The organism is Actinacidiphila acididurans, from assembly GCF_016918855.1.
In the GTDB taxonomy this organism is placed as follows: Bacteria; Actinomycetota; Actinomycetes; order Streptomycetales; family Streptomycetaceae; genus Actinacidiphila; species Actinacidiphila acididurans.
This window is the reverse complement of record NZ_JADKYB010000025.1, coordinates 138,248-149,676: the sequence shown is the minus strand read 5'-3', so window position 1 is coordinate 149,676 and position 11,429 is coordinate 138,248. Positions and strand designations below refer to the sequence as shown.

At 71.0% G+C, this 11,429-nt stretch carries 13 protein-coding genes; 10 read left to right on the top strand and 3 right to left on the bottom strand.

Annotation, left to right across the window (positions count from 1 at the left end; all coding sequences use genetic code 11):
* Positions 1-356 precede the first annotated feature (356 nt).
* Complete coding sequence (locus ITX44_RS33945; protein WP_205362594.1) at positions 357-1,133, top strand: alpha/beta fold hydrolase; 777 nt, start codon at positions 357-359, stop codon at positions 1,131-1,133.
* 439 nt (positions 1,134-1,572) lie between these two features.
* A complete protein-coding gene (locus ITX44_RS33940) occupies positions 1,573-3,873 on the top strand; it encodes an FUSC family protein (RefSeq protein ID WP_307795619.1) in 2,301 nt (766 codons plus the stop codon).
* Positions 3,874-4,213: 340 nt separating this feature from the next.
* Here the strand turns inward: ITX44_RS33940 and ITX44_RS33935 are convergent, their stop codons facing one another.
* Positions 4,214-4,678: an ATP-binding protein gene (locus tag ITX44_RS33935; RefSeq protein ID WP_205362583.1), complete on the bottom strand. Its 465-nt coding sequence runs from the start codon at positions 4,676-4,678 to the stop codon at positions 4,214-4,216.
* A gap of 165 nt (positions 4,679-4,843) precedes the next feature.
* On the opposite strand from ITX44_RS33935, the gene ITX44_RS33930 reads away from it, so the two are divergent.
* From ITX44_RS33930 to ITX44_RS33905, 6 genes are all read left to right on the top strand, one after another.
* Positions 4,844-5,701, top strand: a complete 858-nt coding sequence (locus tag ITX44_RS33930) for a helix-turn-helix domain-containing protein (protein ID WP_205362581.1) — start codon at positions 4,844-4,846, stop codon at positions 5,699-5,701.
* Positions 5,698-5,883: a DUF397 domain-containing protein gene (locus tag ITX44_RS33925; RefSeq protein WP_205362579.1), complete on the top strand. Its 186-nt coding sequence runs from the start codon at positions 5,698-5,700 to the stop codon at positions 5,881-5,883. The genes ITX44_RS33930 and ITX44_RS33925 overlap by 4 nt, the downstream gene beginning before the upstream one ends.
* Before the next feature lie 20 nt (positions 5,884-5,903).
* Positions 5,904-6,089: a DUF397 domain-containing protein gene (locus ITX44_RS33920; RefSeq protein ID WP_205362576.1), complete on the top strand. Its 186-nt coding sequence runs from the start codon at positions 5,904-5,906 to the stop codon at positions 6,087-6,089.
* Positions 6,086-6,583, top strand: a complete 498-nt coding sequence (locus ITX44_RS33915) for an SRPBCC domain-containing protein (RefSeq protein WP_307795618.1) — start codon at positions 6,086-6,088, stop codon at positions 6,581-6,583. Before ITX44_RS33920 ends, ITX44_RS33915 begins: the two co-directional genes overlap by 4 nt.
* 78 nt (positions 6,584-6,661) lie before the next feature.
* A complete protein-coding gene (locus ITX44_RS33910; RefSeq protein ID WP_205362574.1) occupies positions 6,662-7,084 on the top strand; it encodes a hypothetical protein in 423 nt (140 codons plus the stop codon).
* A 48-nt stretch (positions 7,085-7,132) separates the two neighbouring features.
* Positions 7,133-8,221: a DUF7779 domain-containing protein gene (locus ITX44_RS33905; protein WP_205362572.1), complete on the top strand. Its 1,089-nt coding sequence runs from the start codon at positions 7,133-7,135 to the stop codon at positions 8,219-8,221.
* On the opposite strand, the gene ITX44_RS33900 is transcribed toward ITX44_RS33905, so the two are convergent.
* Positions 8,146-8,631, bottom strand: a complete 486-nt coding sequence (locus ITX44_RS33900; RefSeq protein ID WP_205362571.1) for a hypothetical protein — start codon at positions 8,629-8,631, stop codon at positions 8,146-8,148. The genes ITX44_RS33905 and ITX44_RS33900 overlap by 76 nt on opposite strands.
* 118 nt (positions 8,632-8,749) lie before the next feature.
* Here ITX44_RS33900 and ITX44_RS33895 point away from each other — a divergent pair, with 118 nt between their 5' ends.
* Complete coding sequence (locus ITX44_RS33895; RefSeq protein WP_205362569.1) at positions 8,750-9,121, top strand: hypothetical protein; 372 nt, start codon at positions 8,750-8,752, stop codon at positions 9,119-9,121.
* Positions 9,122-9,197: 76 nt separating this feature from the next.
* Here the strand turns inward: ITX44_RS33895 and ITX44_RS33890 are convergent, their stop codons facing one another.
* A complete protein-coding gene (locus tag ITX44_RS33890) occupies positions 9,198-10,199 on the bottom strand; it encodes a hypothetical protein (RefSeq protein ID WP_205362567.1) in 1,002 nt (333 codons plus the stop codon).
* Positions 10,200-10,544: 345 nt separating this feature from the next.
* Between ITX44_RS33890 and ITX44_RS33885 the strand changes: the two genes are divergently transcribed.
* Positions 10,545-11,429: a hypothetical protein gene (locus ITX44_RS33885; RefSeq protein WP_205362565.1), complete on the top strand. Its 885-nt coding sequence runs from the start codon at positions 10,545-10,547 to the stop codon at positions 11,427-11,429.

Below are 11,429 nucleotides of genomic sequence, written 5' to 3'. Positions count from 1 at the left end.
GGCCCGGGGCAAACGACGCCGGATTGGGAACGGGGTTCGCCGGGGAAACCAAGTGGCGCGGTGCTGTGCTTGATCTGCGGCTGGCGCCGCGTGGGCGCGAGAACCACCGGCCCGCGGGATTGGCAACAGGGTTCGCCGGGAGCGCCCCAAAGGGGCGCGGGGCTGCGCCTGATATGCGGCTGGCGCCGCGCGGGCGCGAGAAACCACCCACCGACAGGTGGTCCGGAGACGGGGGAAACCACCCCTCCGGGTCGGAAATGGCCCGCGCCCGGAACGGGAAGCGTGCCGTACTCCCAAGCGCCCGGCCGCCCCCAATTCGGTTGCACGCCGGCTCCCCGCCCCACCACCCTCGCCCCATGAAAACCACGAGCCGCGACGGATTACGGATCGCCTTCGAAACGGAAGGCGCCGGCCCACCCCTGGTCCTACTCCACGGCTTCTTCGGCGACCGCACCACCTGGCGCTCGGCCGGCCACGTGTCAGCCCTCGCCGACAGGCATCGGCTCGTCCTGATCGACACCCTCGGCCACGGCGAAAGCGACCGCCCCCACGACGCGGACAGCTACCGGATCGACCGTCAGGTCGACGACGTGATCGCCGTACTGGACGCGCTGGCCATCGACCGTGCGGCCCTGTGGGGCGCCTCCCTGGGCGGCATCATCGGCCTGCACCTGCTGGCCCGCCGTCCGGAGCGGCTCGCCGGCCTGGTCGTGGGCGGCGCCCACGCCGACCGCGTCGCCGCCGACCCGGCCGAGACGGAGAAGGAAGCGGAACTCTTCCGCACCCAGGGCACCGCCCCCTTCATCGGGCTGCTGGAACGCCAGGGGACGCTGCCCGACTGGATGCGTACGGCCATGGCGGCAGCCGACCCGTACGCCCTGGCCGCGCTGACGACGGCCGTCGACCACCGCGAGGGCGTCCTGGATGCGGTCGAAGGCTCGTCCGTACCCGTGCTGCTCCTCGCCGGTGAGCGGGACCCACAACTCCCCGCCATCCGGCACACCGCCGACCGCCTGAGCCGCGCCCGCCTCGCCGAACTCCCCGACTGCGGCCACTTCGACACATTCCTGCGCACCGACCTCACCCTGCCGGTCGTGCGGCCCTTCCTCGACGGATGCTTCGCCCGGCCCTGAACCCGCCCTGAACGCGGCGCCCCCCAACCGGAACCCCACCTCTGCCGGGAGCGCCCCGCAGGGGCGCGGGGCTGTGCTCGACATGCGGCTGGCGCCGCGTGGGCGCGAAGACCACTCACCCGTCGGTGGTTCGGGAACCCCGGTGCAGACGGCGCCGGATCGGCAACGGGGGTTCGCCGGGAGCGCCCCGAAGGGGCGCGGGGCTGTGCCTGATATGCGGCTGGCGCCGCGCGGGCGCGAGAAACCACCCACCAACAGGTGGTCCGGAGACGAGGGAACCACCCCTCCGGGCCGGTAACGCCCGCGCCCGGGGCGAAGCCGCCCCCGGCGTTCAACTCGCCCCCGACTTCACGCCATACTCAACCCCATGCAAACGCCGGCGCACACCTGGAGGCCCGCAGGGCGGGGGCGGCCCATTCGGGGGCTCGCCGAGCGCAGCGTGAGTGCGCTGCGGGCGCGGGACCCCGGGCTGAACGCGACGCGGCGGGCCGGCCGGGGCGCGATCGTGATGGCGGGGACGTTCGCGTTGTGCAGCCAGGTGATCGGCTCGCCGGCGATAGCGACGTTCGCGGCCTTCGGGTCGTTCTCGATGCTGCTGCTGGTCGACTACGGCGGCCCGCTCGTGCAACGGGTGCGCGCCCATGTCGCCCTCGCCGTCGCCTGGGCCGCACTGATCAGCCTGGGCACCATCGTCGCCCGCCCGGCCTGGCTCGGCATCCTCACCATGGTGCTGGTCGGCCTGCTGGTCCTCTTCTCCGGCATCGTCAGTTCCGTACTGGCCGGCTCCACCACCGCCCTGCTGCTCGCGTACATCCTGCCGGTCTCACTGCCCGGCGGCGCCTCCGCACTGCCCGACCGCCTCGCCGGGGCGGGCATCGCCGCCGGTGCCTCGACGCTCGCCGTCGTCCTGCTGTGGCCGCGCCCGGACACCGACCCGCTGAGCGCCCCGGCCGCCGCCGTGTGCAGGGCAGTGGCCGCACGCCTGCGCCTGGACGCCGCCCACGCCCGCGGCGGCCCCGGCGCACCCGGCCACGACGCCTGCCTGGCCGCGGCGGACGCCGCCCAGCAGGCCACCGACCGGCTCCGGCGGGCCTTCCACGCCACCCCGTACCGCCCCACGGGCCTGTCCACCGGCGCCCGTGCCCTGGTCCGGCTGGTCGACGAACTCACCTGGCTGACCTCGGTGGTGGGCCTGAGCGCCCCGCCGCCGCAGCCCGGTACCGGCCCGGCCGTCGAACCGCTCGCCGTCAAGGCCGCCGCGGCCGCCGCCCTCGACCAGGCCGCCGAACTCCTGGACCGGCCCCGCGGCGACACCGGACAGCTCCGCGTCGCCATGAACGCCCTCCACAAGGCCCTTGACGCGATGGAGGACGAGGCCACCAACCGGCTGCCGGTCTTCCGTACCGCCCGCGGCCGCGACGACCTGTACAGCGGCCCCGGCAAGGGCGAGCACAACGGCGAGGACCGCGAAGTCGGCGAATTCCTCAGCTCGCTCGACGTCTCCTTCCGCGCCCAGGAACTCAGCTTCGCCGTCATGCAGATCGCGGCGAACGTCGACCTGCTCGCCGCCGCCGAGCGCCGCGGCTGGGCGGAACAACTGCTGGGCCGCGAACCCGGCGGCCTCGCCCGCCCGCTCGCCTCGGCCACCGAGCGCGCCGCCGGCCACCTGGACCTGCACTCGGTGTGGCTGCACAACAGCGTGCGCGGCGCCGCCGGGCTCGGCCTCGCGGTCGCCGCCACCGATCTCGTCAGCCTCCAGCACTCCTTCTGGGTGGTCCTCGGCGCCCTTTCCGTCCTGCGTTCCAACGCCCTGAACACCGGTCAGAACGCGCTGCGCGGCATGGCCGGCACCGCGGTCGGCGTCGTGATCGGCAGCGGACTGCTCGAACTCATCGGCCACGACGGGACCCTGCTGTGGTTCCTGCTGCCGCTCGCCATCCTGATAGCGGGCGTCGCCCCGGCCGCGATCTCCTTCGCCGCCGGCCAGGCGGCCTTCACCGTCACCCTGGTGGTCCTGTTCAACATCGGCCAGACCACAGGGTGGCGGGTCGGCCTGTTCCGGATCGAGGACATCGCCCTGGGCTGCGCGGTCAGCGTGGTGGTCGGCCTGTTCTTCTGGCCGCGCGGGGCGGCCGGCGCCATGGGCAAGGCCATGTCCGAGGCGTACGCGGACGCCGCCGACTACCTGGCCGGCGCCGTGGAGTACGCGGTCGGCTGCTGCACCGCCGGCCCCGACCCGGCCGCCGTCCCGCTCGCCGAGGGCCGCCGCGCCGCCGCCGCGGCCCGCCGCCTGGACGACGCCTTCCGCGGCTACCTCTCCGAACGCGGCGCCAAGCCGGTCCCGCTCGCCGAGGTGTCCACCCTGGTCACCGGAGTGGTCGGACTACGACTGGCCGCCGACGCCGTCCTCGGCATGTGGGAGCGGGCCGGCGACGGCCACCACAGCGACCACGAACGGGCCGCCGCCCGCACCGAACTCCTGCGCGCGGCCGACCGCGTCTCCGGCTGGTACCACCGCCTGGCCGCCGGCCTGGACGGCGCCGGCCCCGTACCCCCGCAACTCGACCACGACCTCGCCGCCGACGGCCGCCTGGTCGAGGCCGTACGTCGCGACCTGCACGACGACCGCGGCCAGGCCACCGCCACCGCCGTCCGCATCATCTGGACCGGCGACCACATCGACGCGGCCCGCCGCCTCCAGCGGAGCCTCACCGAGGCGGCACGGGAAGCGGTTCGCTAGCGCGTGCTTGCAAGGGCGGCAGCGGCTGGTGGACGCCCGGCCGAGGGCGTGGCGCACGCCCGCCGCCGCGGTGGGAAATCGGCGACGGATGGTACGTGACGGCCGGGCCGGCGATGGACGGCCCGCGCACAGCCGAGAAGGGTGTCGAGTTGCTGTGCGCCCTGACCTTCACGCACCGACGTCCGCCTACGCGCGCTCTCAACCTCCCGCAGTGTCGCTTCGATCCCGTCGTCATCGAGCACGGGGCCTCCCACATCGGGAAGATCCAGTTCGCACATGGTCGGAGCGTGGCATGTCCTCAATGGCGGACGGGCCGTAAGGCGAAGACTGCGCCGTACGATCAGTTCACCTGGTCCGGGCCGGCCGCAGGCACACGACACTCCGCCCATACGGTCTTGCCGGCCGGCGGGCAGGGCGCGCTGCCCCAGCGCTCGGCGAGGGCGGCGACCAGCAGCAGGCCGCGGCCCGATTCACCGTCCGGGGCCGGGTCGGACAGCGGCGCGGCGGGCGGCAGCCGGTCCGGCCGGGCGTCGGTGACCTCGATCCGGACCAGGCGCGCCGTCCGGTCCAGCGACAGCGCGAGCCGGAAGTCCCGGCCGGGGTGCCGACCGTGCAGCACCGCGTTCGCGGCCAGCTCGGCGACGACGAGTTCGGCCCGGTCGGCGGCCTCGGCCGGTACCGTCCAGGCGCGCAACTGCTCGGCGGCCAGCAGCCGCGCCTGCCGCGCACCCCGCCGGGTGGCGGGCAGCAGACGGGCGAACTCGCGGACGGTGACCGGTGACTCGGGGGTGGCGGGAGCGTTCATGGCAGCCACCGTGGCGGGCGCGCGACCCCCGTCACCAGGCGCACGCCCCGTACGGTGCGTCAGTGTACGGACACTTTCGGTGGACAGTACGGCAGGTGATCCGTCACAATGAGTGCTCGCGCGACTGCGCACGTACTACGCATCACCGATCGGGAGGGCCCGCGCATGACCACCGAAAACGCCGAGGCCAGGGGGAGCGGCGAGCTGGAGCGGGAGCCGGACCCGTCCGACAGCCTGCGTACCTTCGGCGCCGTCGTCCAGGCCCTGCGGGAACACGCGGGCCTCTCCCGCACCGAACTCGCCGAGCAGGTCCGCTTCTCCAAGCACACCGTGGAATCGGTGGAGTTGGGCCGCCGTATGCCCGACGAGTCCTTCGTCGAGCTGGCGGAAGCGGCCACTGGCGAGACCGGTGCGCTACGGAAGTCGGCGCCCTACCTCAGCCGGGGCGAGCCGGGGTTGGCCGCGTGGTTCCGCCGCTGGGCGCGGTTGGAGAAGCTGGCGGTGGTCCTGTGCACGTACGAGTGCAGGTTGGTGCCGGGGCTTTTGCAGTCGGAGGGGTACGCCCGGGTCTTGTGCGAGAACGACATTCCGCCACTGTCGGACGAGGACTTGGAGGTCACGGTTCGCGCGCGGATGGAACGGCAGGCAATCCTTCGGGACCAGCCGAACACGATGTTCGACTTCATCGTGGAGGAGGCTGTGTTCATGCGTCGGCTCGGCGGCATCGAGGTAACGCGCGAACTGCTGGACCACGTCCTTGAGTTGACCTCGTTGCGCAACGTGACCCTGCAGATCATGCCGGCCGACACCGAGCAACACGCCTGCCTCGCCGGCCCCGTGCGACTGCTGGAGACTCCCGACGGACGTTGGCGTGCCTACTCCGAGGGCCAGGAAAACGGCCGCCTGATTGCTGACGCAAAAGAGGTCAGCAGGATCCAGATGCGTTATGCGAGACTGCGGTCGCAGGCTCTCTCCCCGAAGGACTCCTTGAGCCTGCTGAGGCAGATGCGAGGAGCGCTATGAGCAGGCACGACCTTGATTGGTTCAAGTCCAGCTACAGCAGTGCACAGGGCGACGACTGCGTTGAGGTGGCGGTCACCGAAGGGGCCGTGCACGTGCGGGACTCGAAGGACAAGGAGGGCCCGCACTTGACGGTCGACCGCGAGACGTGGACCCGCTTCGTGCGGTTCGCGGCGCGCGGCTGAAGCACAGACGGGGCAGAGCTGTGAGCATTTCCGAGCTGGCCTGGTTCAAGTCCAGCTACAGCGGCAGCCAGGGCGACGACTGCGTTGAGGTGGCCGTCACCGAAGGGGCCGTCCACGTGCGGGACTCGAAGGACAAGGAGGGCCCGCACCTGACGGTCGACCGCGACACCTGGACCCACTTCGTACGGTTCGCGGCGCGCGGGTGAGCGCTGCCGAGGTGGCCCCGGGACAAGGCACTGTGCACGGTACGTTCACGGTGTCGGCCACGTACGAGGCGCCGCCGGAGCGGGTGTTCGCCGCTTTTGCCGACGAGCAACTCCGTAGGAAGTGGTTCCGGCTGCCGGGGGAGTCCGGCGGCGGCCACCATGAACTGGACTTCCGGGTGGGCGGCACCGAGGTCGCCCGCAGCACCTTCGCCGTGGCCGACGTGACCGAGCACCTGGAATACCGGTCCCGCTTCATCGACATCGTGCCCGGCGAACGCATCGTCCTCTCCTACGAGTTCCTGCTCGACGCCGTTCGCCGCTGGGTCTCGCTGGTCACCGTCGAACTGACCCCCGCCCCCACCGGCACCCTCCTCACCTGGACCGAGCAGTACACGTACCTGGTCCTCACCGCAGACGGCAACGACACCGCCCACCTCCAGGGCGGCACCCGCCTCCTCCTGAACGGCCTCCCCCGCGCCCTGGACCCCATTTAGTGCCGTTTGGGCCTTGATGTCGGTGGCCGCTGAGCTACGGTTCGTGCACGAGGCCGTAACGGGCTGTTGGGGGGCGCCGTGTTCGGTGTGGAGATAGCCGTCGGGTACGCGTGCGCGTATCTGGTGCGTAAGGCACGTCGTGCGGGGGATGCGGCGGACGCGGAGGTCGACCGGGTGGTCGATGCCGGTCTTGAGCGGGTGCACGGGTTGGTGACGCGGGCCTTGGGCGACGACCCGGCGTTGGAGCTGGCCGGCCGGCAGGCGTCCGGGCAGGACGGTGTCTCGGAGCGAACCCGGGTGCGGCTGGCGGGCGCGCTGGAGGAGGCGGTGGAGTCCGCCCCCGATCTGGCGCGGGAGCTGGAGGAGGCGCTGGCCGCGGTGCAGGCGGCCGGTGGCGTGAGTGGCCTTGGCGTGACGGGCAACGTCTTCCTCGGGCCGACGGCTGTCCAGTCGAGTGGCCAGTTCAACACGCAGACGAACCACTTCGGGTCCGGATCCTGACGTCGTGCCCGGCGATACCTTTGAGGGGCCTGCGGGCACCTTGCCGCGGTGTTGGCCACCCACGACCGCACCGAACCCGCCGAGGACCTTGCCGCGCTCGCGGAACACCTCGGCCATCTGCCGCTGGCCCTGTCCCAGGCGGCCGCGTTCATGGCAGACGCCGACATGACCGTTGCGGACTACCGAGTGCTGCTGGCCGACCGTACGCGCACGCTGGCCGATGCCAGCCCGGAAGCGCTGCCGCCCGGCCACATCCGCGCCATGGCCGCCGCATGGGACCTGTCCATCGAGCGAGCCGAGCGCATGCACCCGGCCGGCCTTGCGAGGTCCCTACTGCGCCTGGCCGCCTTCATGGACCCCAACGGCATCCCCGCCGCCGCTCTGACCACCCCACCCGCCGTGACCTACCTGGCGGAACACCGAGCCGGCACAGCGGCTGACACCGCCGGGGACGTCAACCCAGCAGACGTCACGGCGGAGCTGCGAGTGCTGCACCGCCTGAGCCTGATCGACCACACAGCCAGAGACCTGCATCGTGAGGTGCGCGTCCACGCCCTGATCCAGCGGACCCTCCGCGACACCCTCACTTCTGAGCAGTACGCCCAGACCGCCCGCGCCGCAGCCGACGCTCTACTCGCTGTCTGGCCGCAAGTCGAACGCGACACTGTCCTCGCCCAGACCCTGCGCGCCAACGCCGCGACCCTGATCACCTGGGCGGAACCAGCCCTGCACCGGCCCGACGTTCACGACGTGCTGGTCCAGGTCGGGCACAGCCTCGGTGAATCCGGCCAGGTCACTGCCGCCATTACCTACCACTGGCGCCTCGCCGCAACCTTGCCTACTGGCGGGGGGAGGCGGGGGATGCGGCAGGGGCTGCGGATGCGTTCGCCGAACTGTTGGAGGACCGGGCGCGGGTGCTGGGCCCTGACGACCCGCACACCCTCAACACCCGCCGCAGCCTCACCCGCTGGCGGGACGGCAACGCCGAGGGCCCGGCCACCCCAGGCCGGTAGACCGCTTCGCGAGACCGAACCTGCTACGAGTCCCGGCCGTCCCGGCGGTCAACCGAGCTGCGGGTCCGCCATGAGCACCACTCGGTCGGCCGCGGGATCGAACCCGAGCACCGGATGTCCGTAGTCACCTTCGGCCGTCATGACCACCGGCTTGCCCAGCCGGCGGCCCAGAACAGCGAAGAAGCGGCACAGGACATCCACTCCTTCCTGGCCCTGCAGTTCGCGAAGGTCGACATCGAAGTCGATCGCCTCGGTCGCCATCGGACGGAAGATCGCCCGCACATCCGGGATCGGCCGGACCAGCAGCTCAACGGTCTCCGCGTCGGCGGGACGCGACAGCACCTCCGCAGCAGACGGCAGTGGCCCGGCGACACCTCCCACGGTGTACTCCCACATCCATCCGCTCGACCGGATCAGGTCGAACACCGCCTGCCAGTCCTCGACTGAGGTGCCTGCCACGGACACATCAGGAAGAGCACCCATCAGGTCGGGGTCGAAGAAGTTCCTGACGTCGTCCCACAGCAGATCCGGCACCCCGCCATGCTCTAGGCGCTGCCACCGACACAGCAACTGGTTTGCGACGCTTGAGGAGTGCCGCTGGCGAGGCTGACTGCCCCTGGTGCGCCGGGCCTTGATCAGTGATCCTTTGCGCATGCTGCTTCCGCCCGTTCACGAGAAGACCGAGCTGATCGAGGTCGTTCGCATCACCGACCCGATGAGGCATCTCAGCGCGGCGGATCTGGTGGGCGACGATGTCGCGATCTGGGAAGGAGCCGAGGTCGGTGACGCCCTCGCGTTGATCAGCTCTTTGCCGGACAGCGAGAGGTACCGCTGTTTCGCCCCGGGCTGGGGTATCCGTGCTCACAGCGCCACCGACCTCCTCTTCCAGATCGCCTTCTGCTTCCAGTGCCACGGCGCCCGCCTGTGGGGGCCGGGCCTACCCGCCGGGTCGGAAGAGTTCCAGGACTTCGATCCGGACAGCCCTCCCGCCCTCGAACTGCTCCAACGATTCCGTCACGCATGAGGCAGCCGCCTGCACTGGGTACGACGCGACCTGGACCCACCTCGTAGGGTTCGCGGCGCGCGGCTGAAGGCGTTACTTACGTACGGCTGGCCGTTCCACAGCTCTTCGCCTTCCCGAGGGGCCTGCTGCGGTCGTACGGGTCCGTCATCGGCCCGGCGTACTGGCTCGCGCTCGACGCGTACCAGGGGGAGGGGTGCAGATACCCGTCGGGGGAGCCGCACCCCGAGCCGCCGAAGAAAGCGCCCCAGGCGACGATCTGCACTTCTCCTGGCGTCGACGCCAGGTACCACTGGGTGTCCACCACCCGCCGCACGATGACCCGAGCCACCTTCCCGCTGTGGTCGCCGGCCTTCGTGACGGCGTACACGTAGCTGTAGTCGGTGTGCACCCGCACGGCGTCGTGAGCGGCCTTGGCGAAGGTCATCCGCCCGCGGACCTTGATCACGCTGCCTACGAGCTCGATACGGGCGGGGTCGTAGCGGGTGAACCACTGGGTCGGGTCACTGTTCGTGCCCGGTGAGCGCAGGGCGGCTTTCATCATGGTCGGTTCGCCGTTGATCGGGTCCACCAGGCGCAGGGCAGCGCTGGGAAAGCCGCCGCGAAGTTCTGCGGGGTCCAGGTTGGTCGCGACGAGGTACGCCTTCGTGGTCCGCAGGACGGCGGCGACCTGTCGTTCCGTCAAATCGCCGACCGGCGTGGCGTGCGGCACCACGACGCCGTCAGCGCCGTCGGCCCAGCGCAGCGCGGGCGAGCCCGCGAAGGGGTGGCTCACGGTCGGGGTGTCGGGACCGGCGTCGGCGGGCGCCGACGCGGTCGGCGTCGCGGTCTCGGGCGGCAGCGCCGTGCTGTCGGTTTCTGTGTGCCTGTGGCCGAGGACCAGCGTGCGTGCGCCTGACGGATTGATGCCGATCAGCACGGCCACGGCCACCGCCGCGACGATCAGTGATGTACGTATGCGGTCCCGCCACGGCCCTCGTTCGGACTGCTGCATCTCCCGCCAGGCGGGCCCGGTCCGCCACCCCTGCGGCTCGTTCGGCCGGCGTTTCTTGCCGCCCTGCGGCGGGGGCGTGATCGTCATGCCAATACCTTTGATCTTGAGGTGAGTTGGCAGAGATTACCGCAGGCGGGTCGACGACTACGCCTTGACCGGGGGCCGGCAGGCGAGGGTCACGAAGTCGACCACGTAGCCCTACCAGGTCCAGCGCCTGCACGGCCCGCGCCGTCGCGGTGGCTTGTGCGCCCGACTCCGGTGCCCGGTACGGCCGATGACTGCGGTGTCGCCCGGGTAGAAGCGGAAGGATTTCCTCCGTAAAGACCCGTTCCCGCGCACTCCCCGAGATCGCGTACGATGTGCGCTCTCCCCTCACATGCATCGCGGCCCGCGCATCACATCAGCGCGCCCAAAAACGATGAAGGAGCTTGCATGCGCACGGGGTTCGGTTACGCCGTTCTGGTCCTGGCCACCGCGCTTTCGGCGGCCGGCTGTGCCGGAAAAGCGGAAGCAGGCAAACCGGCCGAGCAGACCACAACCGCAGCTGCTGCGACACCGTCCCCCAAGCCACAGGCCGCTGAGTCGAAGCGCCCGGAACCCAGGACCCCGGGGGAATTCCTCGACCGCGCGCAGGAGGCGATGTCGGGCGGTCACGGCTGGACGTTCGCGGTGAAGGGGAAAGAGGATCTCACCGCGCAGGGGCAGACGAATGCCGCTTCGTACACGGCAATGGTGCAGCTGACCCCCAAGCCCGATGCCTTTCACCAGAAGGGTGTCAGCACCAGCAAGGGGAACCACCGGTCCGAGGAGATCTTCGTGATCGGTGACACGGCCTATCTCAAAGAGGCCGGCACGGCGTGGACCCACAGCCCCGTCACCGATCCCGACACCCAGAGCAAGGTGGAAAACCCCGTACTGGCCCTCCGCGACTTCGGAACCTATCTGAACAACCCCGCCGACCACCTCACCATGACCAAGAATTCCGGCGAGGTGCAGCTCCAGGTGACGGCGTCGTCGAAGAGGTTCCCCGAAGTGCAGAACCGGGACTTCATGAAAAAGGTGAAGCTGGAGCTGGACCCCACCTTGAAGCAGCTCAAGAACGCCGGAGTCCCGGTGAACGACAGTCAGCTCACCCTCTCCCACCTCGAGGACACCCTGACCCTCGACCCCGCAACCCATCGGATCACGAGCCACCGCTTCACCTTCAGCGTCGTGATCCCCTACGGCCAGCAGGGCATCGTCTACTCCCAGGACGTCCGCGAGGATTCCCGAGGAACTTTCACCGGCGAGATCCGCCTCCCCGCCGGCGTGAGGTGA

Coding starts and splice junctions, on each gene's coding strand:
- ITX44_RS33945 (WP_205362594.1), top strand. CDS start 357: ATGAAAACCACGAGCCGCGACGGATTACGGATCGCCTTCGAAACGGAA.
- ITX44_RS33935 (WP_205362583.1), bottom strand. CDS start 4,678: ATGAACGCTCCCGCCACCCCCGAGTCACCGGTCACCGTCCGCGAGTTC.
- ITX44_RS33930 (WP_205362581.1), top strand. CDS start 4,844: ATGACCACCGAAAACGCCGAGGCCAGGGGGAGCGGCGAGCTGGAGCGG.
- ITX44_RS33925 (WP_205362579.1), top strand. CDS start 5,698: ATGAGCAGGCACGACCTTGATTGGTTCAAGTCCAGCTACAGCAGTGCA.
- ITX44_RS33895 (WP_205362569.1), top strand. CDS start 8,750: ATGCTGCTTCCGCCCGTTCACGAGAAGACCGAGCTGATCGAGGTCGTT.
- ITX44_RS33890 (WP_205362567.1), bottom strand. CDS start 10,199: ATGACGATCACGCCCCCGCCGCAGGGCGGCAAGAAACGCCGGCCGAAC.
- ITX44_RS33885 (WP_205362565.1), top strand. CDS start 10,545: ATGCGCACGGGGTTCGGTTACGCCGTTCTGGTCCTGGCCACCGCGCTT.